The sequence below is a fragment of the Luteibacter sp. TLI7-4A genome (assembly GCF_056754745.1).
Window position 1 is genome coordinate 2,829,181 of record NZ_JBPGWO010000001.1, and the last position, 24,942, is coordinate 2,854,122.

At 64.5% G+C, this 24,942-nt stretch carries 22 protein-coding genes; 8 read left to right on the forward strand and 14 right to left on the reverse strand.

The features are described 5' to 3' along the window. Window positions 1–3: 3 nt before the first annotated feature. The 7 genes from ACR9Y6_RS12520 to ACR9Y6_RS12550 form a co-directional block, all read right to left on the reverse strand. Window positions 4–1,611, reverse strand: coding sequence for an esterase-like activity of phytase family protein (locus ACR9Y6_RS12520; RefSeq protein WP_481281580.1), 1,608 nt, complete (start codon window positions 1,609–1,611; stop codon window positions 4–6). Continuing rightward, complete coding sequence (locus ACR9Y6_RS12525; protein ID WP_481281581.1) at window positions 1,611–3,962, reverse strand: TonB-dependent receptor; 2,352 nt, start codon at window positions 3,960–3,962, stop codon at window positions 1,611–1,613. The genes ACR9Y6_RS12520 and ACR9Y6_RS12525 overlap by 1 nt, the downstream gene beginning before the upstream one ends. Before the next feature lie 140 nt (window positions 3,963–4,102). Next, window positions 4,103–5,386, reverse strand: coding sequence for a sensor histidine kinase (locus ACR9Y6_RS12530; RefSeq protein ID WP_306850964.1), 1,284 nt, complete (start codon window positions 5,384–5,386; stop codon window positions 4,103–4,105). Continuing rightward, window positions 5,370–6,056 (reverse strand): response regulator transcription factor, encoded by a 687-nt coding sequence (locus ACR9Y6_RS12535; RefSeq protein ID WP_166699672.1) that lies wholly within the window; start codon window positions 6,054–6,056, stop codon window positions 5,370–5,372. Before ACR9Y6_RS12535 ends, ACR9Y6_RS12530 begins: the two co-directional genes overlap by 17 nt. Before the next feature lie 195 nt (window positions 6,057–6,251). Further along, the gene (gene rimK, locus ACR9Y6_RS12540) at window positions 6,252–7,187 is read right to left on the reverse strand and encodes a 30S ribosomal protein S6--L-glutamate ligase (protein ID WP_371022625.1); all 936 of its coding nucleotides are present in this window, start codon (window positions 7,185–7,187) and stop codon (window positions 6,252–6,254) included. Next, window positions 7,184–7,633 (reverse strand): ATP-dependent zinc protease family protein, encoded by a 450-nt coding sequence (locus ACR9Y6_RS12545; RefSeq protein ID WP_481281582.1) that lies wholly within the window; start codon window positions 7,631–7,633, stop codon window positions 7,184–7,186. Before ACR9Y6_RS12545 ends, rimK begins: the two co-directional genes overlap by 4 nt. A gap of 186 nt (window positions 7,634–7,819) precedes the next feature. Beyond that, on the reverse strand, window positions 7,820–9,127 hold the full coding sequence (locus ACR9Y6_RS12550) for an MFS transporter (protein WP_481281583.1): 1,308 nt from the start codon (window positions 9,125–9,127) through the stop codon (window positions 7,820–7,822). A gap of 160 nt (window positions 9,128–9,287) precedes the next feature. On the opposite strand from ACR9Y6_RS12550, the gene ACR9Y6_RS12555 reads away from it, so the two are divergent. From ACR9Y6_RS12555 to katG, 3 genes are all read left to right on the forward strand, one after another. Further along, window positions 9,288–9,737 carry a helix-turn-helix transcriptional regulator gene (locus ACR9Y6_RS12555; RefSeq protein WP_481281584.1) on the forward strand — a complete coding sequence of 150 codons (450 nt, stop codon included), beginning with the start codon at window positions 9,288–9,290 and terminating at the stop codon, window positions 9,735–9,737. Window positions 9,738–9,765: 28 nt separating this feature from the next. Further along, window positions 9,766–10,176, forward strand: a complete 411-nt coding sequence (locus ACR9Y6_RS12560; protein ID WP_481281585.1) for a VOC family protein — start codon at window positions 9,766–9,768, stop codon at window positions 10,174–10,176. Between the two features lie 143 nt (window positions 10,177–10,319). Further along, a complete protein-coding gene (katG, locus tag ACR9Y6_RS12565; RefSeq protein WP_481281586.1) occupies window positions 10,320–12,569 on the forward strand; it encodes a catalase/peroxidase HPI in 2,250 nt (749 codons plus the stop codon). 52 nt (window positions 12,570–12,621) lie between these two features. On the opposite strand, the gene ACR9Y6_RS12570 is transcribed toward katG, so the two are convergent. Then, a complete protein-coding gene (locus ACR9Y6_RS12570; RefSeq protein ID WP_481281587.1) occupies window positions 12,622–14,298 on the reverse strand; it encodes a cyclic peptide export ABC transporter in 1,677 nt (558 codons plus the stop codon). Between the two features lie 215 nt (window positions 14,299–14,513). Here ACR9Y6_RS12570 and ACR9Y6_RS12575 point away from each other — a divergent pair, with 215 nt between their 5' ends. The 3 genes from ACR9Y6_RS12575 to ACR9Y6_RS12585 all read left to right on the forward strand — a co-directional run bounded on the left by ACR9Y6_RS12575 (window position 14,514) and on the right by ACR9Y6_RS12585 (window position 18,591). Next, window positions 14,514–14,702, forward strand: a complete 189-nt coding sequence (locus ACR9Y6_RS12575) for a DUF6229 family protein (protein WP_481281588.1) — start codon at window positions 14,514–14,516, stop codon at window positions 14,700–14,702. A gap of 86 nt (window positions 14,703–14,788) precedes the next feature. After that, a complete protein-coding gene (locus ACR9Y6_RS12580; RefSeq protein WP_481281589.1) occupies window positions 14,789–17,659 on the forward strand; it encodes a type 2 lanthipeptide synthetase LanM family protein in 2,871 nt (956 codons plus the stop codon). A gap of 107 nt (window positions 17,660–17,766) precedes the next feature. Next, window positions 17,767–18,591: a DUF5694 domain-containing protein gene (locus ACR9Y6_RS12585; RefSeq protein WP_481281590.1), complete on the forward strand. Its 825-nt coding sequence runs from the start codon at window positions 17,767–17,769 to the stop codon at window positions 18,589–18,591. A gap of 90 nt (window positions 18,592–18,681) precedes the next feature. Here ACR9Y6_RS12585 and ACR9Y6_RS12590 read toward each other — a convergent pair whose 3' ends face one another. Next, on the reverse strand, window positions 18,682–19,566 hold the full coding sequence (locus tag ACR9Y6_RS12590) for a LysR family transcriptional regulator (protein WP_481281591.1): 885 nt from the start codon (window positions 19,564–19,566) through the stop codon (window positions 18,682–18,684). 109 nt (window positions 19,567–19,675) lie between these two features. On the opposite strand from ACR9Y6_RS12590, the gene ACR9Y6_RS12595 reads away from it, so the two are divergent. Together ACR9Y6_RS12595 and ACR9Y6_RS12600 are read left to right on the forward strand one after the other, a co-directional pair. Continuing rightward, window positions 19,676–20,608, forward strand: coding sequence for an NADP-dependent oxidoreductase (locus ACR9Y6_RS12595; protein ID WP_481281592.1), 933 nt, complete (start codon window positions 19,676–19,678; stop codon window positions 20,606–20,608). A 45-nt stretch (window positions 20,609–20,653) separates the two neighbouring features. After that, window positions 20,654–21,523 (forward strand): SDR family oxidoreductase, encoded by an 870-nt coding sequence (locus ACR9Y6_RS12600; protein ID WP_481281593.1) that lies wholly within the window; start codon window positions 20,654–20,656, stop codon window positions 21,521–21,523. A 41-nt stretch (window positions 21,524–21,564) separates the two neighbouring features. On the opposite strand, the gene ACR9Y6_RS12605 is transcribed toward ACR9Y6_RS12600, so the two are convergent. Genes ACR9Y6_RS12605 through ACR9Y6_RS12625 form a run of 5 tightly spaced genes read right to left on the reverse strand, consistent with a single transcriptional unit; the run spans window position 21,565 to window position 24,904 of the window. Continuing rightward, window positions 21,565–22,155, reverse strand: coding sequence for an HvfX family Cu-binding RiPP maturation protein (locus ACR9Y6_RS12605; RefSeq protein WP_481281594.1), 591 nt, complete (start codon window positions 22,153–22,155; stop codon window positions 21,565–21,567). Then, on the reverse strand, window positions 22,139–22,819 hold the full coding sequence (locus ACR9Y6_RS12610) for a hypothetical protein (RefSeq protein ID WP_481281595.1): 681 nt from the start codon (window positions 22,817–22,819) through the stop codon (window positions 22,139–22,141). The genes ACR9Y6_RS12605 and ACR9Y6_RS12610 overlap by 17 nt, the downstream gene beginning before the upstream one ends. Next, complete coding sequence (locus tag ACR9Y6_RS12615; RefSeq protein ID WP_481281596.1) at window positions 22,816–23,649, reverse strand: MbnB/TglH/ChrH family RiPP precursor modification enzyme; 834 nt, start codon at window positions 23,647–23,649, stop codon at window positions 22,816–22,818. Before ACR9Y6_RS12615 ends, ACR9Y6_RS12610 begins: the two co-directional genes overlap by 4 nt. Continuing rightward, window positions 23,646–23,951 (reverse strand): hypothetical protein, encoded by a 306-nt coding sequence (locus tag ACR9Y6_RS12620; protein ID WP_481281597.1) that lies wholly within the window; start codon window positions 23,949–23,951, stop codon window positions 23,646–23,648. Before ACR9Y6_RS12620 ends, ACR9Y6_RS12615 begins: the two co-directional genes overlap by 4 nt. Beyond that, window positions 23,948–24,904, reverse strand: a complete 957-nt coding sequence (locus ACR9Y6_RS12625) for an MBL fold metallo-hydrolase (RefSeq protein WP_481281598.1) — start codon at window positions 24,902–24,904, stop codon at window positions 23,948–23,950. The genes ACR9Y6_RS12620 and ACR9Y6_RS12625 overlap by 4 nt, the downstream gene beginning before the upstream one ends. Window positions 24,905–24,942: the final 38 nt, after the last annotated feature.

Sequence of the window (24,942 nt, forward strand, 5' to 3'; positions counted from 1 at the left end):
CCTTCAGTGGTGGTGGGAGGCGGCGGTGGAACGCATGCCCGGCAAGGTCAGCCGGTACACGAGGATGCGGTTGTCGTTATCGATGGCGGAATCGCAGCGCCGGCCTTCCATGACGCAGTGCTTCGCGATGAAGTCGTTGTCGTTGCCGACCAGGAGAAACCAGTCGTCCGGGTAGTTCGGGTCGAGCACGGGAACGAGGTCCATCGCTTCCCACTTCTCGGACAGCATCGCCATGCCCGGCTTGTCGCGTTCGATCGAAAGTCCGAAGCGGGCGAGGTCGGTCGGGTCCAGCAGATCGACCAGCGGCTTCCAGCTGGCCGGATGGATGCCGGCGCGCAGGCCGCCATCCTGTCCCAGCACCGACGTCGTCGACGTCTCGTACGTGGTTCCCGCGAGGTTGCTGGCACCGTCCGTATCCACCAGCAACACGCTCTTGAACACGATGGGCTTGCCATTGTCGGCACCGTAGCCGTTGCCGTCCCGGGCGAGCATGAGGAAACGGTGATCGTCGATGACGCGGATCTCGCTCTGCGCCGCCGTCTTGTTCGGCGCGCCACCGTCGCCCTTGTCGTCGTATGCGGGAAGGCGAACCACGTAATGCGCCACGGGGCGCTTCGGCACCGCATTCCGGCTCACGTCGTAGACGAGTACTCGAGTGAGCGTGCGGCCCGAGGCATCGCCAGGAGCGCTGTCCTGAACCAGCGCGCTCTGCAACACGACGAACAGGCGTTCGCCATCCGGCGAAAGCGCCATGCCTTCGACACCCTGGTTATTGCGCCGGCCACTGGCGGGTGCACGCAGGGAGGTAAAGTCGGGCTTGCCATCGGTGTCGAGCGGTTGCACCGACCTCGGCGGAACGATGATGCCGGTGAGCCGCCCTTTCGCGTCGAATCGATAGACGTTGGCCGCGTACTCGTCACCCACGTAGAAGCCGCCATCGCGGGTGAACTGCAATGACTCGGCATCCAGCGACACCTTGCCGGCGCCCACTCCTGTCGCAGGCGAAGGCAGGACGACGCCACGCTCCGTGCGCAGGCCGCCTCGTGGCTCCGCTCCCGTGAACGGCTTCCCGTCGAAGTCGCGCAACTCGCGCCCACCATCGGGCACCAACACAAGACGCGCCCCCGGTGCAGGCACCGCACCGTGCGTGGGCACCGCGCCCTGTGTGGGTGCAGCGCCGTGCATCGGCGACACCGCGCCTTTTGTGGGAGCCGCTTCAGCGGCGAATGGCGCCCGCCCTACCGTCATGCTGAAACGAAACCGGTGCAACCGCCCCTGATAATCGAAGAACACGTCATGCTCCGGATCGTTGCGGCCACGATCCGGTAGCGTCCATAGGATGCCGGTGTAGGTGTCGCCTTCCCGCTTCCAACTGCCCGGCTCGATCATCAGAGACGAAAACGAGCCAAGCGTGTCACCGAGGAAATCCAGCGTGCCCGCAGGCAGCGACCCGGTGGCGACCAGACCCTTGTCGACATAGGTCGCGTCGCCCATCCGGACGATGCGTGGCAACGGCGCCGAAACGATATCCGGCACGCGCACCTCGCCCGTCTGCGCCGCGGCGCTGCCCAGCAGGAGCGTCACGGTCAGGCCGGCGACCAGGCGCGACATCAGAAGCGCACGTCGAGATTGGCGAAGTACTGGCGCGGCGCCGACGCGTGGAACACGTACGCGGTGCCCTTGGGATCGCTGGGCACGAAGGCGCTGGAGTCGAAGTTGCTTGCGTAGCGCTTGTCGCCAAGGTTGGTCACGTTGATCGACAGGCGGATGTCCTTGGCGAAGGAAACGGGCCCGAAGTCGTAGCCACCGGAAAGGTCCCATACGGTGAAGCCGCCGAAACCCCGGTCGTTCGTGTACGTGTAGAACCGTTCGCCGGTGTACTTGCCGCGCAAGGACGCGAACCACGCCCCCTGCGTCCAGTCGATCTGCGTCGCGAAGAGCTTGGACGGCGTGTCGGCCTGGATCTTGCCCTTGGTGTGCTGGACGACGCCGGCCTGCACGTAGTCGCTCGCATAGGTGGAGCGGTTGTACGAGGCCGAGTTGTACCAGCGCAGATGATCGGTCGGTGTCCAGACGAAGGTCACTTCCACGCCATGGCTGTCCACGCCGCCCACGTTGTAGAAACGGTTGCCGCACGACGGACCGACCGGCTGGCGCGAATCACAAGGATTGTACTGGAGCAGGCGGTTGTCGAAGCGCACGTTGTACGCGGCCACCGAGGCGGCCACCGGACCGGTCTCGATGCGATAGCCGGCTTCCAGGCTGCGTGACTTCTCGGGCTTGAGATCGCCCTGCGTATCCCAGATGGCCTGGCTCACCGCCTGCGGACCGAGCTTGAAACCGCCCTGGAACATCGCGATGTTCTTCGCGAAGCTGGCGAAAACCTCCTGGCCGTCGGCGATCTTGTAACGCGCGCCGAACTGCGGCAGCAGGGCCTTGCTCGCGCTCAGCTTGCCACTGGCGAACTGGTTGTTCGACGTGGGCTTGATCGGCTGCACCGCGTCACCGGGAAGCGCCGTGGCCTGGGACGTGACGTGCGGACTCTTCACGCCGACATCGACGGCAAGCGCATCGTCGAGGAAACGGATCGTGTCCTGCAGGAAGGCCTGTCGCGTGTTCCATACCGTGCGCTGCGCGAAAACGCCGAGGTCCGGCGTGCTGTCGATGGGAGCGCTCAGGTCGCGCGGCCCGCTCACATAGCTGCTGTAGCGCGAGGCGCTGGAGACATTGTGCTCGTACCACACGCCGCCTTCGACGTGATGGTTGGCGACATCCCATGCGGCGGAGAGGATCGCGCCGGAGCGGTTGATCGTATACAAGGTGTTGCGGAAGATGATCGGCAACTGGCGCGGCGTACCCGGGTACGAATAGGTGCCGCTGTTCCAGTTGTGTCCCTCGCCGGCATCCTCGTGATGATAGACCTGGGCATGGATGGTGACCGAATCGCTGGGGAAGAAGTCACCGGCAAGGTAATAGAGGTCGTCGTCGCGCAGGATCTGTCCCGCGGTGAACGCGCCGTCCGCATCGGTGTCCGCGCCGCTCTTGTCGCAGAGCTTCGCGTTGAGCGTACCGGCGTTGCAGTACGCCTTGCCGATCGCCCGCTGCCAGTCCGGCGCGTAACCGCCCCAATCCCAGCCGAGTCCGCGCGCCAGTTCACTCTTGGACAGGTAGAAGTAATCGGCCTGCGAGGTCCGCGAGGTGTCCGCGAAGCCCGTGAGGCGGCCCCAGTCGAAGTCCCACACGGCCTTGCCGTTGAACTGCTTCGTGGTCGAACCGTTGTAGACGCTCTGGTTGTTCCACAGGTCCGAGGTGGTGCGCGCACCGGAGAGGTACATCGAGAACCCGTTGTACTCGCCGGTATCGAAGCGGGCGAAGGTGTGGCGGTTCTGGTCGCTGCCGAAGCCCTGCACGACGCGGCCACCCATGGTCTTGAGCGGATCGCTGGAACTATAGGCGATGGTGCCGCCGAGGTTGCTGGTGGAAGGCGTGCCAAGATTGCCGATGCCTTCGGAAAGCTCCGCGCCGGCGAAGTTCTCGGAGATCAGCGCCCGGTTGATCGAGAGGCCGTTGTAGTTGTTGTACGCGCTGTCGCCGAGCGGCATGCCATCCAGCGTGTAACCCAGCCGCGTGCCGCTGAAGCCGCGCAGGCTCAGGGTCATGGATTGTTCGTTGGTGCCCAGCGCATCGGCGGACTGCGCATTGACGCCAGGCAGCACGTTCAACACCTTCTGCAGGCTGGTTCCCGGCGGAAGCACCTTCTGGTCGGACGTGCGCAGGCGCTGTACCTGGCGCGTCTCACCCGTACCGATGACGGAGACGGCGTCCAGATCCTGCGCCTTGTCGCGCTTGGCCGCGGTGGCGGCGGCATCGGCCGTGGAGTCGGTATCCGTCGCATGGGCGACGGAAGCGAAAGCCATGCCCAGGGCGATGGCCAGAACGGTCTGCTTCAACAAGAGCGGCATCCTTACTCACGCTGACGCGCCGCAGCCCCTCCCCTGAGGCAGCCCGGTACACGCCGTGGAAGCGTTGGATAGTCGGGCGTCCAAATGAAATCTTGATGACAGCTGAGATGACAACGAAGGGAGCCGCGCCGGCTCCCCCACTAGCGGAAGTCGATCGTGGAGATCGCGCCGGCCATCTCGGGGCGGGGACGCAGGGAAACATCCCAGTCGTAGAGTTCGCACAGGCGGCGAACGATGGCGAGGCCGAGGCCCGCCCCGCCACCGGTGGCGCTTTCGCCGCGGATGCCGCGCTGGAAGAGCTTTTCGGCATCCTCCGGCTTGATCCCGGGGCCGGTATCGATGACATCGATGTGGCCATCGAGGACACGCACGGTGACCTTGCCTTCCATCGTGTACTTGATCGCGTTGCCGATCAGGTTGGTCAAGGCCACGGAGAGCACCGATGCGGGCGCGTTCACGGTGACCGATCCGTCCGCGATCAGTTCGATCTCGATCGGCTTGCCGCCCATCTGCGGACGCTGGCTTTCGATGACGTCGGCGGCGACCCTGGCCACGTCCGTGGTCTCTCCACGCGTCGGCCCGCGGCGCTCGGCACGCGACAGCAGGAGCAGGGCTTCGATGAGTTCGGTGGCCTGGCGCGAGGCGCGTTCGATGCGTTTCAGGCGCTCGCGCAGCTTGTCGGTGAGATCCGGCGAGCCCTGCAACAGTTCCGTGGTGCTGGCGATGACCGCGAGCGGCGTGCGCAATTCATGGCTCACGTCGGAATTGAATTCGCGGTCGCGCTCGACCACCGAGGTCAGCCGCATGGCGTATTCGTCGAGGGCCACGGCGAGTTCGCCCACCTCGTCGTCGGCGAAATGCGGGGCCAGGGCCTCGGCCTTGCCCACGCGGCGGAAATCGCGCAGGCGACGCGCGAGGTCGGTCACCGGTCGCAGGACGCGCGAGGACAACCACACGCCCAGCACCAGCGAAAACAGGCCGAACAGGAAAACGGCCGCGACCACGCTGGTGATCAACTGGCGCTTGCCCAGTTCGTCGCGCGAGACGTCGAACTGCAGGAAGTTGATGATGCCGCCTTCGCGCCGCACCGCCACCTTGTAGTGGTGGTTCTTGCCGTCCTTGTCCGTCTCGTAGAGATCGTGCACGCCGGTGTCGAGCGACTGCCAGGTCAGCGGCGCCTTGTAGATCGTGCGGTCGCTGAAGGTGGACGCCTTGACGATGTTGAACTGCGGACGCTCATTGGGATTCGCGCGCACCTGCTCGTTCAGCGAATCGACCTCGTCCTGGAGGGCCGAGTTGATCAACTGTTCTTCGACGCGCTCACGGATGTTGATCGCCGCGAACGCGAACAGCGCGCTCAGGCCGAACCCGAACAGCGTGAATGTGACGATCAGTCGGAAACGAAGCTTACGCCTGGACCGCATCCGGATCGACCATGCGGTATCCGATACCGTGACGCGTGTGGATCAGCGGTTTCTCGAAGGGTTTGTCGATGGCCGCACGCAGCCCGTGGATATGCACGCGCAGCGAATCCGAATCGGGCAGTTCCTCGCCCCAGACGCGCTGTTCGAGATCCTGGCGGGTCACCACGGACGGGCTGGCCTCCATCAGCGCCTGCAACAGCTTCAGGCCGATGGGGTTCAACTGGATCGACTTGCCCTCGCGGGTCACCGTGAGCGTGTCGAGGTTGTAGGTAAGGCCACCGACCTTGAGCACCCGGCTCTGCGGACCCTTGCCGCGTCGCGCCAGCACTTCCAGGCGCGCAGCAAGCTCCTGCAAGGCGAATGGCTTGGTCATGTAATCGTCGGCGCCGGACTCGAAGCCCGTGAGCTTGTGCTCCAGCGAATCACGCGCCGTGAGCATGAGCACGGGCGTCTGCTTGTGCGCCTCGTGGCGCAGCTTCTTGGCGACATCGAGCCCGTCCATCCCCGGAAGGGTCAGGTCGAGCACGATGACGTCGAAATCGTGCACCACGGCCAGATGCAGGCCGGTGACGCCGTCGCCGGCGAAATCGACCACGTGACCACGATCCTCGAGGTAATCCCCGATGTTGGTCGCGATGTCGGTATTGTCTTCGATGACCAGAACGCGCATGCGGCACTCCGTTGTGCGGTCGCTTTGAGTCTTATGAGTATTGCGACGGCAAGCTTAACGGGGAAACCGTGAAGCGGACAGAACTAAAAGAGAGGCCCGGGCGGGGGGAACCCGCCCGGGCCGAAAGAACTACTGCCCCGATACCGTCACCCCGCGTCGCGGAATCACAGTGGGACCTTTATAGGGGAGCGCCCTTTAAATCGCTGTTAACCCCTTCGGCGCCTTGGGCCGGCGGGCCTTCGGCACCGCCGGACGTCCGGCCAGCCGGGCCTCGCAATGGGCGACGATGGCACCGGCCACGTCCACGCCGGTACTGCCCTCGATGCCCTCCAATCCTGGCGAGGCATTGACCTCCAGCAGCAGCGGCCCGCGCGATGAGCGCAGCAGGTCCACGCCGGCCACCTCCAGGCCCAGCGCCGAGGCCGCCTCGATCGCCACCCGGCGCTCGTCCTCGGTCAGGGTCACCTGGGCGGCGCTGCCGCCTCGATGGAGGTTCGCGCGGAACTCGCCCGGCGCCGACGATCGCTGCATCGAGGCCACCACCTGGTCGCCGACCACGAAGCAGCGCAGGTCCTGGCCATTCGCCTCGCGGATGAACTCCTGGACCAGGAAATTGGCGTAGAGGCCGCGGAACGCCTCGATGACGCTCTGCGACGCCGAGCGCTTCTCGGCCAGGACCACGCCGGCACCCTGGGTTCCCTCGTTGAGCTTGATGACATGCGGCGGGTCGCCAAGCATCGCCATGAGGTCGGCGGTGTCGTCGGGATTGTCGCCGAAGGCGGTCAGGGGCATGTCCACGCCCCGGGCCGCCAGCAATTGCAGGCAGCGCAGCTTGTCACGCGCGCGCAGCACGGCATCGGACGGATTCGGGGTGAAGACGCCCATCAGTTCCAGCTGGCGCAGCACCGCCGTGCCATAGAACGTGCTGGAGGCGCCGATCCGCGGGATCACGCAGTCCACCGGGCCGAGCGGCTTGCCCTTGAAGTGGATGGCGAACGATTGTGGCGCGATGCTCATGTAGCAACGCAGGGGGTCGATCACCCGCACCGTGTGCTTGCGTTTGCGCGCAGCCTCCACCAGCCGCTGGGTGGAGTAGAGCCGCGCATTGCGCGACAGGATGGCGATCTTCATGACGGGTCCCGGACGGCGCGGCGCGGCGTCTGCGAGTAGGAAAGCGAAGGATCGACCAGGAAGCGCCCGTCGAGGGCGGTCCGGCCGAGCAGAAGGGGAAACAGCATGTGCCGCCGGTCGGTCAGGTTGACGTCGGCCATGAAGCGGCGGCCGGCCAGTTCCACCTCCGTGCGGATGAACCAGCGCGTGGTCGTGTGACCGCCCGAGTCCGTGACCGATCGTTGTCCCGTCGCCTTCGCCTCGCAGGGCGCGGACACCCCACCCTTGCGCGTGGTGCGCACCTGGAAGTGTAGCCAGGTGCCATCGGAGCGCTGGTCCACCTTCAGCCATTCGACGTGCAGCGACGACGAGCGCGCGCCCGTATCGAGCTTGGCCTTGAGGACGGGAATGCCGAGCGACGGAAGTGCGAGCCGTTCGCGCCAGCCTAGGGTGATGACGTCAGTCATGGGGTCTGGAGCGACAGGTAGGGGGACGACGGCGGGTCGCGGGGAACGACCCATGTTCGCGGCGGCATGCCTCGATGGGAAAAGGATGCCGAAGGTACGAAGCCGGCGCAACTGTACCGACAGCCGGAGGGACCGCCTTCGTCACGGGCATGAAAAATACGTGAAACGCGAAAGCGGCCGAACGGCTCAGCCCGGGGCCATGCCTTGCCCCTTCCGCATCATGTAGAGGGAGCTGGCGACGCCGATCAGGGCCACGAGGCCGACGTAGTGCGCGGGCCCCAGCCCGCCCGCGGTCTTCGCCAGGTAGCCCACCAGCACCGGGGTAGCCGCGCCGCAGATGGCGTAGGCCACGTTGTACGACAGGGAGATACCCGAAAAACGGATGGCCGGCGGAAAGGCGGCGACCAGCACCGATGGCACGATGCCGGCCACGCCCGCGAACAGCCCGGCCAGCGAATACAGCGCAAGCAGATGGGTGCCGCCGCTTCTCAGGTCGAAGTACAACGCATAGGTGCTGGCGGCCAGTCCCACCGAAGCCACCAGCATCGCGCGCGCCTTGCCTTGCCAGTCCACCAGCAGACCGCCGAGCACGCAGCCGACGCACAGGGAAAACGCGGCGAGGCTGCCACCGGTGAAGGCCCGGGCCGGCTCGACATGGAAGGCCGTCTGCATCAGCGTCGGCGTCATCAGGATCACCACGACGATCGCCGCCGTGAGCACCCAGGTGACGACCATCGACAGGGCCACGCCCGGCAGGTGATCGCGCAGGACGACCCATGCGGGCAACTCCGTCGTCAGTTCCTTGCGCTCGCGCATGCGTGCGAATACAGGGGTCTCGCTGAGCCAGCGGCGCAGGTACACCGCGAAGAACCCGAACACGCCGCCCAGGAGGAACGCGATGCGCCAGCCATGGTCGAGCATCGCCGCCTCGGACATGCGGGCGCTCATGGCGGCGGCGACCAGCGAACCGATGAGGATGCCGAAGGTGAGGCCGGAACTCAGGCTCGCGCACGCCAGGCCTACCCGATGCCGTGGCACGTGCTCGGCGACGAAGACCCATGCACCCGGCACCTCGCCGCCGATGGCGATGCCCTGCACCACGCGCAACAGTGTCAGCAGCACGGGCGCCAGTACGCCGATCGTCGCGTACGTGGGCAGGAAACCGATGCACAAGGTCGGTACCGCCATCAGGAACACGCTGAGCGTGAACATGCGCTTGCGACCGACGCGGTCACCGAAATGCGCCATCACCAGGCCACCGAGTGGCCGCGCGAGATAGCCCACGGCGAAGATGCTGAAGGCCTGCAACTGTGCCACCCAATCGGAGGTTCCCGGTGGGAAGAACAGGTGTCCGAGCGTCTTGGCGAAGTAGGCGAAGATCACGAAGTCGTAGAACTCGAGCGCGCCGCCCAGCGCGGACAGGATCAGTGTCTTCGCATCGCCGCGGCCCAGCGGCCGGCGGTCGGTCATGTCGGTATCGATGATGGCGCTCATGGGGACGTCCGGGGAGTGATCGCGCGACTATAGGGGCTTATCGCTCGAAAGAAATCACCCGGACGGAGTACGGCGGCAGGACCGTGCCGTACAGCTTGTCCGATGCCGATAGCGTCAACAGGCTTGAGGGAAGAAGGTGTGGCGTGTCACGATCCGCCGCGTGAGCGACCGGCCGGCCCCGACACAGCACCTGCGCGACCTGGCAAGGCTACGCCGGGTCCGCGACCGTATCGACCGCGAGTACGCCCAGCCATTGGACGTCGAAGCACTTGCACGCGGCGTACACATGTCCGCGGGCCACCTCAGCCGGCAATTCCGGCTCGCCTATGGCGAATCGCCCTATGCCTACCTGATGACGCGCCGTATCGAGCGTGCGATGGCCTTGCTGCGTCGCGGCGACCTGAGTGTCACCGATGTCTGCTTCGCGGTCGGTTGCGCATCGCTCGGTACCTTCAGCACCCGCTTCACCGAACTGGTCGGCATGCCTCCGAGCGTCTATCGCGAGCGCGAAGCGCAGGCGGTTTCCGGCATGCCATCGTGCGTGGCGAAACAGGTCACGCGACCGGTCAGGAATCGAGAAGCGCGCGCCGCGGTGCGACGGCTAGCATGACCGCTCCCAACCAACGAGCACCGTCGCCATGGACATCGCCATCCACGCCAGCTTCCTGCCACACAACGACCCCGAGGCTTCCCTGGGCTTCTATCGCGACATCCTCGGCTTCGAGGTTCGCAAGGACGTAGGCTACAACGGCATGCGCTGGATCACCGTCGGCCCCGCCAACCAGGCAGATACCTCCATCGTCCTGTACCCGCCGGCGGCTTCGCCCGGCGTCACCGAAGATGAGCACCGCACGATCGCCGAGATGATGGCCAAGGGCACCTTCGCCATCCTCCTGCTGGCCACGAGGAACCTCGACGAGGCTTTCGACCGGATACAAGCCAGCGGCGCGGAAATCGTCCAGGAACCGGCCGAACAACCGTACGGGGTTCGCGATTGCGCCATCCGAGATCCAGCGGGAAACCTGATCCGGTTGCAGGAGTTGCGCTAGTTCTCGATAGGCTCAGCCTCTTGTCATCATAAGATCAATCAATTTCTGCAATGCTCGCAATCGGGCCATGATCCAGGCACTAGATAAACCACGAGTCGCCGGCGCTCGATCCTTCGTCCCGGCAAGCCAGAGGAGACCTCCTGATGTCGAGCGAAGCGAAATGCCCTTTCAATCACACCGCCGGCGGCGGCACGACCAATAACGACTGGTGGCCGAAGCGCCTCAGGGTCGACCTGCTCAACCAGCATTCGTCCAGGTCCAATCCGCTTGCGCCGGACTTCGACTATGCCGAGGCATTCAAGAAGCTCGACCTCGCGGCGCTGAAGAAAGACCTGGCCGACCTGATGACCGATTCGCAGGACTGGTGGCCGGCCGATTTCGGCCACTACGGTCCGCTGTTCATCCGCATGGCATGGCACAGTGCGGGCACCTACCGCATCGGCGATGGACGTGGCGGCGGCGGTCGCGGCCAGCAGCGCTTCGCTCCGCTGAACAGCTGGCCCGATAACGTCAGCCTCGACAAGGCGCGACGCCTGCTCTGGCCGATCAAGCAGAAGTACGGCAGCAGCATCTCGTGGGCCGATCTCCTGATTCTCACCGGCAACGTCGCCCTGGAAACCATGGGCTTCAAGACGTTCGGTTTCGCCGGCGGACGCGAGGACACTTGGGAACCCGACCAGGACGTTTACTGGGGCAACGAGACCGAATGGCTCGGCGGCGACCATCGCTATGGCAAGGTCACGCCACAGAGCGAAGGCGTGCTGGTTGCCGATCCCGAGCTGCACGGCGAGGAAGAAGACCGCACCGAAGGCGGACGTAACCTGGAAAACCCGCTCGCGGCGGTCCAGATGGGTCTCATCTATGTCAATCCGGAAGGCCCTGAAGGCAAGCCGGACCCGATCGCCGCGGCGCACGATATCCGCGAGACCTTCGCGCGCATGGCGATGAACGACGAAGAAACCGTCGCCCTGATCGCAGGCGGCCATTCCTTCGGCAAGACCCACGGCGCGGCCGACGCCGCCAACGTCGCGGCCGAACCCGAGGCGGGCGACCTCGAACAGCAAGGGCTGGGGTGGAAGAACAGCCATGGCAGTGGCGTCGGTCGCGACGCCATCACCAGCGGCCTGGAAGTGACCTGGACGCAGACACCGACGAAGTGGAGCAACCTCTTCTTCGAAAATCTCTTCAAGCACGAGTGGGAGCTGACGAAGAGCCCGGCCGGCGCGCACCAGTGGGTGGCGAAGGACAGCGGCGATGTCATCCCCGATGCGCACGGCGGTCCCAACCGCAAGCCCACGATGCTCACGACCGATCTTTCGCTGCGCCTCGATCCCGCCTACGAAAAGATCTCACGCCACTTCCTCGAGCATCCGGAAGCATTCGCGGACGCGTTCGCGCGTGCCTGGTTCAAGCTGACCCATCGCGACATGGGGCCGCGCTCGCGCTACCTCGGTCCCGAGGTGCCCGCCGAGGAACTGATCTGGCAGGACCCGGTACCCAAGGTCGACCACCCGCTGGTCGACGAGAACGACATCAAGCAACTCAAGGAGAAGGTGCTGGCCTCCGGCCTCACCGTGTCGGAGCTGGTCTCGACCGCATGGGCCTCCGCCTCCACGTTCCGTGGCGGCGACAAACGCGGCGGAGCCAACGGTGCGCGCATTCGTCTCGCGCCGCAGAAGGACTGGAAGGTCAACCAGCCTGCGCAACTGGCGAAGGTGCTCGACCGTCTGGAGAGCATCCGTGCCGAATTCAATGGCGCGCAAGCCGGCAAGAAGATCTCCCTGGCCGACCTGATCGTGCTGGCGGGCAGCGCGGCCGTCGAGAAAGCGGCGAAGGATGCCGGCCATGCCGTCACCGTCCCCTTCGCCCCGGGTCGCACCGACGCCTCGCAGGAACAGACCGACGTCGCCTCCTTCGAGCCGTTGGAGCCCGTTGCCGACGGTTTCCGTAACTACGTCAAGGGTCGTTACAGCGTGCCAGCCGAAGCGTTGCTGATCGACAAGGCGCAGTTGCTGACCCTGACCGCACCGGAAATGACGGTGCTCGTCGGTGGCGTGCGTGTGCTCGGCGCGAATGTCGAGGGCAGCAAGCAAGGCGTCTTCACCGACCGGCCGGGTACGCTGACCAACGATTTCTTCCGCAACCTGCTCGACATGAGCACGGTGTGGAAGCCGACCTCCCCCGCCCGGGAGTCGTTCGAAGGCAGCGAGCGCGGCACCGGCAAGCTGAAATGGATCGGCAGCCGTGTGGACCTGGTCTTCGGTTCGAACTCCATCCTGCGCGCGCTGGCCGAGGTCTACGGCAGCGCCGATGCACAGGAGAAGTTCGTCGGCGACTTCGTGGCCGCCTGGACGAAGGTGATGAACCTCGACCGGTTCGACCTGCGGAAGTAAAAGCGAAGGCCGTGCAGGGCCACCATGCATCTGCGTGGTGGCCCTGTCGTTTCTAGCCTACGCGATGCTCCGCCGCGGAATCGCGTGCGGTGTGCGCCGCGCCGCCATCTCTGCGGCGGGTATCTGAAACGATGCGCCCGGCTTCGAGTTTCACCACACGATCGGCCAGCGAGAAATAACGGTCGTCGTGGGTAATCGCCACGACCGTCTTGCCCTGTGCTTTAAGGTCCGGAAGAAGCGTGCGGTAGAAGTAATCGCGGAAGTGCGCGTCCTGGTCGGCGGCCCACTCGTCGAAGAAGAAGATGTCGCGGTCTTCCGCATAGCACTGCAAGAGCGCGAGGCGTTTTCGCTGCCCGGTGGAAAGGGTGAGCTTCGACAATTCCCCCTGCGCCACCTGGACCTGCGAACCCAGGCCCAGCGATACCAGCAGCGTCCGGATGCGTTCGTCGGGGAGAGGATGTCCCGCCACGTCGAGCACATGCGGAAAGAGGAAGAAATCGCCGAACACGCCCGTGAAACGCTCACGATGACGCTGCTTGTCCGGCTCTAGCGGCACGCCGTCGACGGCGAGTCCGCCTGTGCGTGGCGTGAGCAGCGAAGCGAGCAGGAGCAACAAGGTCGATTTGCCGCTGCCATTGCCTCCGACGATGAAGAGGAGTTCGCCACGCCGGATTTCCATGTCGACCGGGCCGAGTGCCATTCGTCCGTCCTCATCGCCCGCATAGGCGTAGCTGACGCCCCTGAGCGCGATGCTGCGCCATTCGTCGCCGATTCCCTGCTCCGCCCCGTGTGCGGGTGGATCGACCTCACCACCAAGATCCAGGCCGACGCGCTGGAGGTGCCGCAAGCTGGCCGTACCGACGCCCACCTGCCGTGCCGCGCTCACGATGAACGCGATCGGGCCGCTGAGGAACAGTGCGCCGATCACGAAGCGCATGAGCGTCGCCTGTGGCAATGCCAGGCTCGCGTAACCGACATAGACGATGACGAAGACCGACGCGTAGATCACCGCCGACGACCACGCCTCATTGAAACCAAGACCCGTGTGCACCTGGATCATCAAGCGGCGGGAACGACCGATGGCCGGTCGGATGAGTTCCTCGGCGACATGCCTGGCGCGCGCGGCATTGAGCGCCAGTTCCTTCTTTCCTTCGCTGAGGTAGCGAAAGTATTCGAAGACCTTTTCGTTCGCTTCGCGCAAGGCGTCGAAGCGACGACGTAGAAACCGTTCCAATGCCAGAGAGACCACGATCGTGGCGCAGAGAAAGGTGGCGAGAATGCCCAGGAGTGGCGGTGAAACGCTGGCGAGATAACCGGCATACAGCACGACGAGCAACCCGTTGTACGCCAATAAAGGAGCGACGAGCACCAGCGGCGCGATGCTTGCCACGTCCTCGATGAGCGAACCGAAGATCGCGTGCTTTTCGTTGGCCAGCTTCTCGTATTCCAGGTCGATGAAACGGCGCGACAGGTCGATCCGCAGTTGCGCGACGAGATCGCCGCCTAGACGGGCCAGGATGAATTGCGACATCGCGCCTGTCGCGAGCACGGCACCCAGCCATCCTGCGCCCTTCCATAAGGAAGCCGTGCGGCCGGCGTGCACGCCGTTGGCGGCCAGCTCGTTGATATGCGACAGCAGCGCCATGGTGGACAGGGCGCTCGCGGCGGACAGCACCATGGCACCGAGGACGAGGGCACGGTGTCGAAGGATGAAGCGCTTGAGGATCATCGATGCACCCTTCCACCCATCGTGGCGGCGTCATCGCATGGTGCCAGATACCGGTCACCGGCATGTGTCGTCTCTTGCGCGCAAATTCGGCAAACCACGCAAATCCTCGTCCCGGAGTCATCAGAATGCTCTGGCGGCGTCGTCGTGGATGCGCCCGCCGCGACGCGCTTCTTCAACGTCCGGGCGCACACCCGTAACACCTGAGGAGTACTCGCATGCAGACCGACAAGATCCTGGCGGGATGGTTGAGTGGCGCCGATAGCGTAGGTGGGTATGACAATCCGGCTGGTTCGCTCTACACCGAGGGCCATGCCCAGACGTTGATGGCGATGACCAGCACGGACATCGCACTGATTTCCAACTGTAGTTCCTGTACGGCCTCCCGGCCGGGCGTCTGCTGCTAACAAGCGGTAGCCGCGATAGCCGTGGCCAACCCCACGGCTATCCCTTCGCCATCCTAGAAACCGCAACGGTACCGTCGGGACCGCCCATGGATGCATCCGCGTCGCAGAACGCCTTCGCCCCTGTCATCGCCTTCCTTACGGACGACGCACGCCGGCGACTCGCCGAGGACATCGTCCGCCAACCCGGGCTCGATGAGGTGGAACGCCTTCTTGTCGCCAGGGTCGCGGAACGCGCCTTGCTCGACAACGCCGAACGAAAGCTCAACCGCGTGCTCCTGTTGGAACTGCATGCGGCAAAGCTTTCCGGTGACCTTCCCGAGGGAACCGAAGCCTCGCGTTTCGCCGCCTTCATCGCACACGCCATGACCCCCGGATTCGTCGCGGCGATCGATCGCCGCTATCCCGTACTCACGCCCCGCCTCACGAAGGTTCTGGACCAGCAACGCCATGCCATCGTCGCCATGCTTTCGCGGTTGGTCGCCGACCGTGAAGCCTTGTCCCTCTTCGTGGGAACCGATCTTGGCGAACTCCGCTCGCTGTACCTCGGCGAGGGTGATGTCCACGAGGGCGGACAGTCCGTGGCACGCCTGACCTTCGCCGGTGGCACGATCATGTACAAGCCGAGGTCGCTGCGCGTCGACGCCGTGCTGGACCGTTTTCTCGACACGGTGCTCCACGACGATCCTTCGCGCATACGCGTACCCGCGGTGCTCGACCGGGGCGATTACGGATGGAGCCGCCATGTCGACCATATCCATTGCACCGACGACGCGCAGCTTGCCATCTTCTATCGCAACATCGGGTATTGGCTCGCGGTCATGCGATTGCTCGGCGGCACCGACATCCACTACGAGAACCTGATCGCGTCGTCCATCGTCCCGTACGTGGTCGACGTCGAAAGCCTGTTCGTCACGGAGATTCCGCTCCCGCCCTCGCAGAAGGGCGAAGCCGTCGACCTCGCGCAGGCGCTCATCCGCTCGTCGGTGCTTCGCACGGGGCTGGTCCCGTTCCGGGCGCCGGTGCTGGGACTGGACGGCGTCGACATCTCCGCCATCGGCGCGCTGCAGGGTGAGCAACCGAAGATCCGCGTTCCGGAGATAGTCGATGCCGGGACGACCGAGGCCCGGGTCGGACTGGTCAGCGTCGAGATCGAGACCGGCAAGAACCATCCCTGCACCAACCCCGACATCTCACGCTTCTGGGAAGATATCGTCGCGGGTTTCCGCACAATGAGCGATGCGCTCGCCGAACGGCATCGCGGTGAAGCGCTCACGCCGTTGCTCGAAGCCTTCGTCGGCTGTCGCATACGGCGCATCCGGCGGCCGACACAGGCGTATGTCGAAGTGATGCGCATGCTCTGGCATCCCGCATCGCTGCACGACGAACCAGCCGCCATCGAGCGCGCCCGCGATCTTCTGACGCGAAACGCCGTCGTCTCGCCCGTCGCCCCTTCCGACCCAGCCATCATCGCCGGCGAAATCGACGACATGCGTCATGGCGACGTCCCCGTCTTCGCCAACGTGCTGGACGAATCGCAGCGGGACGAGGTATTTCGCGCCTGGCTGGACATGCGTATCGAGCTGGAGGAACTGACCATTCGCGGCGCCCTCGTTACCGCCCACCTCAATGTTCGGCTCAACGACGACAAGCGTTCACCCTACGATCTTTCCGCCCGGAACGCTCATGCCGACGATCTCGATCGGCGGCGGCGGGCGATGGCCCGGGAGACGCTCGAACAACTCCTTCGCCTCTCCGTGCGCGGTGACGATGGCACCATGACCTGGATCAGCCCGATCCTCGGCCGTGGCGGCTGGACGATGCGCACGCTGCAGTCAAATCTTTACGTCGGCCTGGGCGGCATCGCGCTGGCACTCGCTGGATACGCCGAGGAAATGCGACATGGCCGAGTCGACAAGGTCGTCGGGGTCGCCGAGGCGTTGCATGGCGTGCTCCGCATCCTGCGTGCCGCCGAGGACAGCGACGAAGCCGAGGCGATCGGCGGTTTCATCGGGCTGGGTTCGCAGGTACAGACGTGGCTGACCCTCGATTACCTGCACCCGGGTGAGGAATTCCTGTCCCGCGCCGTGGCCCAGGCGACGCGCATGGAACGCTGGGACATCGAGAACGAGCGCGTTCTCGATATCCTGGAAGGCGTGGGCGGCGCGATCGTTCCCCTGCTCAACCTCGCGGACGCCACCGGCGATCCGCGCTGGCTGGCGCTCGCGGAGCGGGCGGGCAGACACCTCGAAGCGACCGCCATCGTCGACGAACGCGGGGCGCGCTGGCCCGCGTCGATCTTCAGCGAGCCGATCGGCGGCTTTGCCCACGGCGCGACGGGTACCGGCTGGGCACTCACACGCCTCGGCCTCAGCGATGCCGGAAACGCCATCGACCGCCACCGCTGGCTCAACCTCGCCGAGTTGGCATTCGATTTTGAGGAATCGCTATACGACACGAAGGCGAGCAACTGGATCGACGTCCGTAAACCCGACAGTGGCGATTTCGCGAACACCTGGTGCCACGGCAGCGTTGGCATCGGATTGGCGGCATGCGATCTCTACGAGCGCACGCGGCACCCCCGCCATCTGGATACGCTGCGCCGTGCGGTGCGCGCCGCCTACGAAGGCGGCTGGGGACACAGCCATACCCTCTGTCACGGCGACCTGAGCACCTGGGAACTGCTGACCCGCGCGGCACGCCTGGACCCTTCCCTCGTGCCGGATACCGGACTGCCTGCCGCGGCCATCGTGTTGTCCAGCATCGAGGAGCACGGCATCGTCGGTGGCCTTGCACGCGATGCGTTCACCCCCGGCCTGATGAGCGGTGTCTCGGGGTCGATCCTGCAGTTGACCCGGATGCACCCGGCATGCCGGGTGCCGTCGCCATTGTTGATGGAATATCACGTGGCCGTAGCTTCGCACGGTACGGCTCGCGAGCACGACGTGGTGGCGACTTAGCCGTCCTTGCCTGGCATAGCCGAGTCCGCCGGTCATGCCATCAGTCATGCCAACCATCCAGGCAGGCCAGGCATCCTACCTGCTCACTCATCAACGCAGGGGATCACATGCATCGCTGGATATCCGCCACCCTCCTGGCCGTGGCGTCGCTCGCCGCCACGGCGCAGGAGGTGCCTAAAATGATGTTCCTCGGCTCGGGCCACCTGGCCAACCACAATCGCGACGTGGCCAATACGCATGTGGAAGACGTGCGGACGCCGGCACGACAGGCCGAGATCGAGGAGATGGTCACGCGGCTCGCCGCATGGAAGCCCACGCACATCGCGATCGAATATCCCTATGCCAAGCAGGCCGAACTCGATAAGCGCTACGCGGACTATCGGGCAGGCCGTTACACCTTGACGGCAGACGAAACCGACCAGATCGGATTGCGGCTGGCCAAACAGCTGGGACTACCCCGTGTCGATGCCGTCGACTGGAATGGTGACGCCCCCGGCAAGGATGCCGACTACGACTGGATGGCATGGGCGAAAGCACATGGCAAGGCGGACCTGCTGGAAAGAAAAGTCGCCCCGTGGAAGGCCACGGCGGCGAAGGAGACCGAGTACCTGAAAGGCCACAGCGTGACCGACTGGTACCTGATGTGGAACGACCCCAAGCGCATGAACGAAGACGCGAAAGGCTACTTCGAGCACCCGCTATTCGGCGACGACACCAATAACCCTGGCGCGGCATGGGTCGGCCAATGGTATGCGCGCAACCTGCGCATCTTCACCCATATCCGCGCGCTTGCGACGAAGCCAGGGGACCGCGTGCTCGTCGTCTATGGCGCCGGCCATGGGCCGCACTTGCGTAAAGACGCGGTGGAGTCGGGCGCATTTGAACTGGTCGAGCCGCAGCCGTGGCTGACCGGGAACGCGACCGCCAGATAGGTGGCCAAGAAACCACCCGGATGAGCGGTATCGTCGATCTACATGTCTCCGGGTAACGCCCGGACGACAACATGGCAGAGCCGAGCCCATCTACCTCAGCGGTATGGTGAACGAGCCGCTGGGGTACTGCTGCGCCATGAACTCGACGAAAGCCCGCACTTTCGGGCTTTGCAGACGTCGCGACGTATGCAGTACCCATAGCTCGACGTCCTCGCCCGCGATCCCCCATGTCACGAGGTCTCCGCTTTCGAGCAGGCTTCCCACGATCGATTGCGGCAACAAGGCGACACCCGCCCCAGCGGCGACGGCATCGCGGACCATCAGTAGCGACGACAGGCGCAACACGGGTTGCGGCTCGATGGCGAGCTTGCCATTGCGAACGGTCCACACATCGCCATCGCGATAGGTGGACATGACCACGGCTGGCATCGGGAAAGGTCCGTCCCGCCGCCCCCTGGGCATCGAGATGGACGGCGCCGCGGCGAGGACCAGACGATCCCGGGCGAAGCACCGCCCCACGAGGTCGCTGTCCTTCTGGGGGTTGATGCGAATAGCCACATCGAAATGTTCATCGACCAGGTTGACGAAACGGTCCTCCGACACGGTCTCGATCTGTACTTCCGGGTAGCTCTCCAGGAACTTCGCGGCGAGCCCTCCCAAGGCGAGTTGCGAGAACAACTGCGGCGCCGCGATACGTAAACGACCGCGTGGCAGGGCAAGCCCATCACGCACGGCCGCGAACGCCTCGGCAATTTCGCGCATGGGTCCTTCCGTGCGCCCCACCAACAACTGGCCCGCGTCCGTCAGCTCCAGGCGTTGCGTGCCGCGCTCGATAAGACGAGCCCCTAGCTCTTCTTCCAGGTCGCCAACCCGGCGCGACAGCGTCGCCTTGGATCGGCCCGTGGCACGAGCGGCCTTTCCAAAGCCTCCGTGTGTCGCCACGAGATGGAAGTCATCGAGCGCGTTGAGGTCCATGGTGTCTCGTTTTTGGTACCAGGTGTCTCGATTCTATGGTCTATGTATCGAATGTGGAACCCCTTATCGTTTTGTTCGTACCCCACCGAACGCCAAAGGAAACGCATCGATGAACACTATTCGCGCCCTGCAACTCGCCGCGTACGGCGGACCTGAAACCGTCCGGGCGTCCGCTATCGACGCCCCCGCTCTCGAAGCAGGCCAGGTCCTGGTCCGCGTCCACGCCGCCGGCGTCAACGGGCTGGATTGGAAAGTCCGCGAAGGCTACGTGCGGGATGTCTTTCCTTTGCAACTGCCAACCACGCTGGGCATAGAACTCGCCGGCGTGATCGAGGCTGTCGGCCCTGGCGTGACGCGGCTGCGTCAAGGCGACCACGTCATGGGTTCACTCGGACGACTGGGTGCTTATGCCGACCTGGTCGCCGTCGACGAGGCCAACCTCAGCCTCGTGCCTCGATCATTGAGTTTTGTCGAAGCCGCCGCGTTGCCCGTGGCTTCCGTGGCGGCATGGCAGAGCCTGCATTTCGCAGGGCCGGTACGTGCCGACCAGCGTGTCCTGATCCATGGCGCCGCGGGTGGCCTAGGTGGCTTCGCCGTGCAGTTCGCACATCGAGCGGGAGCGGAAGTGTTCGCCACCGCGCTGGGCGATCACGCCGAGTATGTCAGCGGCCTTGGCGCGGACCACGTCATCGCTTATGACCGGGAACAATTCGAAGACCGCGCCAGCGACATCGACCTTGTACTCGATTATGTCGGTGGCGAGGTACTGAGCCGCTCGTGGTCCGTGCTCGCCGATGACGGCGTCGTCGTCAGCACCGCGTCGCCAGCCATCGAGTCGAACACTCCCGCAGGACGCCGCGGCCTCTGGTTCGTGAATACGCCGGATGCCGCCCGCCTGCATGCGATCGCCGAGGACGTGGCAGTGGGCCGCCTGCAGTCCAAGGTTGCCGCCATCGTACGTTTCGACGACCTCCCCGCAGCGATCGAACGCAACCGGACCCAGCCACAGCTCGGCAAGGTCGTCGTCGATTTCTCCCTCTGAATCCGTAACCCCCTCTCTCTCATTTAAATCATCGGAGTAAATATCATGACCATCCTCGTTACCGGAGCCACCGGCAATATCGGCCGCCACGTCGTCGAACAGCTCGTGAAGCGTGGCGCCGACGTCCGCGCACTCGCACGCGATCCTTCGAAAGCGAATTTCCCGGCAACTGTTGCCGTCGCTCAAGGCGACCTGCTCGACGTCGACTCCCTGCGGGCAGCCTTCTCTGGCGTCTCCACACTGTTCCTGCTCAATGCCGTGACCGCCGACGAATACACCCAGGCACTCATCGCGCTCAACATCGCCCGCGAGTCAGGCATCGAACGCATCGTCTACCTGTCGGTGATCCATAGCGACGTCTACGTGAACGTTCCGCACTTCGCCGGGAAGTACAGCGTCGAGCGCATGATCGAGGACATGGGCCTCCACGCGACGATCCTGCGCCCGGCCTACTTCATCAATAACGATCTTTCGATCAAGGATGTGGTGACCGGATACGGCGTTTATCCCATGCCCATCGGCAGCAAGGGCCTGGCGATGGTCGATACGCGTGACATTGGCGAGGTCGCGGCCATCGAACTGCTTCGCCGCGAACAGGCGGCCGAACCGCTTCCTCTCAACCGGATCAACGTCGTCGGCCCCGACACGCTCACCGGAGCCGATGTCGCCGCGATCTGGACGAACGTGCTTGGCCGGCCGATCGCCTACCCGGGTGAAGACATGGATGGACTCGAGAAGAACCTCCGCCAGTACATGCCCAGTTGGATGGCTTTCGACATGCGCCTGATGGGCGAGCGCTTCGTCACGGAAGGAATGGTTCCGGAGGCCGGCGATGTCGAGCGGCTGGTGGCCCTGCTGGGGCGGCCGCTTCATTCGTACGCTGAGTTTGTGGCGGGCATCGTCGCGGGGGATTGAGGTGGCGGGACGCCTTCGACCATTGCCGAAGCCCTCACCGTTCACCTTGGCCAGCGCGGGAAGACCCGGGCGATCCAATGATCGGCGCTGACATAACGTCCCGCGCCATAAAAGAACAAGACCATCACGAGAATGGTGTAGGTGACGGTGAATTCCATGCCGTTGTTCAAGATGACCGGATCGCCCAGCTCGGTGACATAGTTGAATCGGCCCGGGAAGGACTGAGCCAGCCAGGACATGAGGCCATCCAGGCGCAAACTGGCCTCCGTGGTCTTGCCGGCGATCGCCGCCCATCCGTGGGACCAATGCACGGAGAGGCCAGCGACCGTCATCAAGATCATCACGGGAATCGCCACCACGCGCGTCGCCAGCCCTAAGGCGATACACACCAGGCCCACGACCTCGGTGCCGGTCGCCAGGGCCGCCATCACATACGGCAACGGCAAACCCAACCCGCCTTGAGCCACGGGTGTCCCAAACCACTGCACGACGCCACTGAAACCGGCGAGTTTCGCGTGGGCCCCCACGTAAAGCGTGGGCAACAGGTAAAGCCGGATGGACAACAGAGCTATGAAATCGAGCCGACGGGATCGATCCAGGAATCGGTTCAGCAGATCAAGCGGACGGGGCATGGAGCACCTCGAATATCGGTGAGCAAGAAAGGAGGTTCTCCCGCAGCGCATCGGAGAGCCAGGAATCAAAAGGAAACGTTGTCACCACGGGGCCGGCTTCAAAGAGCTGAAATCGGGCGATGTCGGCCGCTCTGAGGGGCTGGGTGACCACGCGGTGGTCGGTCCTGCGATACACGGCATAGACCAGAGGTGCCTCGTTTTTCGGCGATGCGTCGATGTCGGCGTCCGCACGCAGGAGATCGATGGGCGAAGCAATCCAGCGCAGGGTGGGATTGAGTTCCAGCCGGCCGCCCCCTTGCCCGTCGACAAGGGGCCACGCGGGCACCACGGCTGGGTGCACTTCCACTTCGAAGAGCAGCCACTCGTATTCGAGCACGATGCGGTCGACGCCATTTCCTAGCCGCCCCTGCATGAATTCGAGAAACTCGGTGCCGAGCTGGATGAATGGTGCGCGCGATGCGCCGTGGATAATGCAGAAAGCCTCGATGTCGGCATCCCGCTTATCCGCGCCGCGCCGCGCCGCGAACCGCGGGAACATGCTCATCAGCATTTCCCGCATCGTGGCGCGGATCAATGCACCGTATGGGCCGAAGCCGCCCCGACGAATCGCAAGGCAACGTCGCTCTGCTGCGGCGTACAGCTCGTCAAAGCCCTCGACAGTCACGCCCGGGCTGCCCGTGCTTCCAACATGGCCTGGTGGACGATGCCCAACTCCCGGCAAAGGTCGTCCAGACTCGGCAGGTGATTATCCCGTTCGAGCACCACGGGCCGCCGACCAAACCGGGCCACGGCGCGCGCACCCAATTCCATGACAGCAATGGATACCGGCGTACCATGGGTGTCGAGAACCCGATCGTCGGGCCCTTGATCCAGGTGTCCGGCCATGTGGTAGTAGGCGACCGCGTCAGCGGGCAAGGCATCGAGGAACTTCGCCGCGTCCCAGCCATGGTTGCGTGAGTTGACATAGACATTGTTGATATCAAGCAACAATGCACATCCCGATGCATCCACCAGGCGAGCCAGGAATTCAGCCTCACCTATCTCGCATTCGTCATCGACGTAGTACGACACGTTCTCCAGCACAAGCTGGCGGGACATGAAATCCTGCACGGCCTGAATCTTTTCGACCATCCAACGCAGGCTGGCCTCAGTCCGAGTCACGGGGACAAGCTCATACAGGTACCCGCGGCTGTCGCGTGACATGCTCACATGATCGCTGTAGGTCTGGATGTCGTAGCGGTCAAGGAAGCTCTTTATCGAATCGAGATATGTCCAGTCCAGCGGCTGGGTGTCTCCGATGGAGAGGCTCAAGCCGTGCGCCACCATCGTGTATCGCGAAGCCAAGCCCTCCATGACCTCCGCACTTTCTCCACCCAGGCCCATCCAGTTGTCGGGAACGATCTCCAGGAAATCGATATCCGACCGCACCGGACCTCTGGCGAGGCAGGACGCGAATTCACGCCGAAGGCCAAGTCCACGGCCATGCCCATTCATTGCCCACAAACCCCCTCGGCCAGCTTCCGTGCGGTCGACACCGGGGCGTCATGACCCTGCGCCGTCAGCCCGCACTTGCCATCGCGGGTGCGAACCAAGCGATCCTGCGGATCCTGCTTGATCTGCGCCTTGCCATAGATCTTTTCCGTACCGCACTTCCCACTGGCGCACTTGCCACCGTGCGATGCGGGAGCGGGCGCTGTCGACGGGATTTGTGCCGCTTGCGCATGCACGGGTGCGCTGATGGGGCCGAGTGCGGCCAAGGATGACAGCGCGATCGAGAGCGTGAGTGAGTTGTTCATGGATGGCTCCTGCTGACTTCAGGTATGGGGTAGCAGGACAGGTCGCGGCTTTCTGCGACCGGTCCGTGGTAGTACCGCTGGATGATTCGCACGTTGCCGTCCTTGTTCTTCAACGACGCCCCCATGAAGTGGTTGAGGACCAGCAACTTCGGCTGGATTGCCGCAGCCAGTTTCCCCACCATGGCCGGGGGCGCGTGGAGAAACTTGGAACCTTGGTTGGCGTCGTCATCGATGGCGGCCGGCATCACCAGAATGTCCGCACCTTTGGCGAAATCGATAAACCCCGCGCGGCTTCCGTTTTGATCGGCGGAGATCACGATCGTGCCGTGCTCGCCCTCGACGCGGAACGCCAACGTCGGAACCTCGCCATGGGGAATACCGAACGCGTAGACCTTTACGTCCGCGTCTTGATAGACGAGGCTCCGCTGAGACGCGTGCGTGTCGACGTCCTCGATCGGCTTGACGGCGAGTTGCAAGCCATCGCTGCCATCATGGAGGCCATGCAGATACGCAAAGGATCCCTTGCCTGCGCCGAACATGTCCTTGAAGAAGGCCGTCATGCTGGGGAAGACATCCGACCCGTTGGGACCGGCCAACGCGACCGTGTTCGGTGTGGCCATGAAGTAGCCGCCCTTGAGAATGGCCGGTAAATCTGCACTGTGATCGGTGTGAAAGTGCGAGATACCAATGAAGCGCAGGTCTTCCAGGCGCGCGCCAGCCTGCCCGAACCGCAAGTACGTGCCGCCACCCGCATCGATCAGCAGGCGCGACTTTCCATCGATCCAGATGACTTGTCCCGATGACGCGCGGGCATCGTCGGAGATGGGACCGCCGGAGCCCAGCAACTGAATGGACATGGCGCCGGTGGAGTTGCAAAGCGGCTCGGCGGCGAATGCGCCAAAGGACGTTGCCACCAGGCCGAGTGCGCCGGCGGCTCGCAGGATGTGTTTCACGTAAGACTCTCCATGTTGGGCAGCAGCCGTGCGTTCGC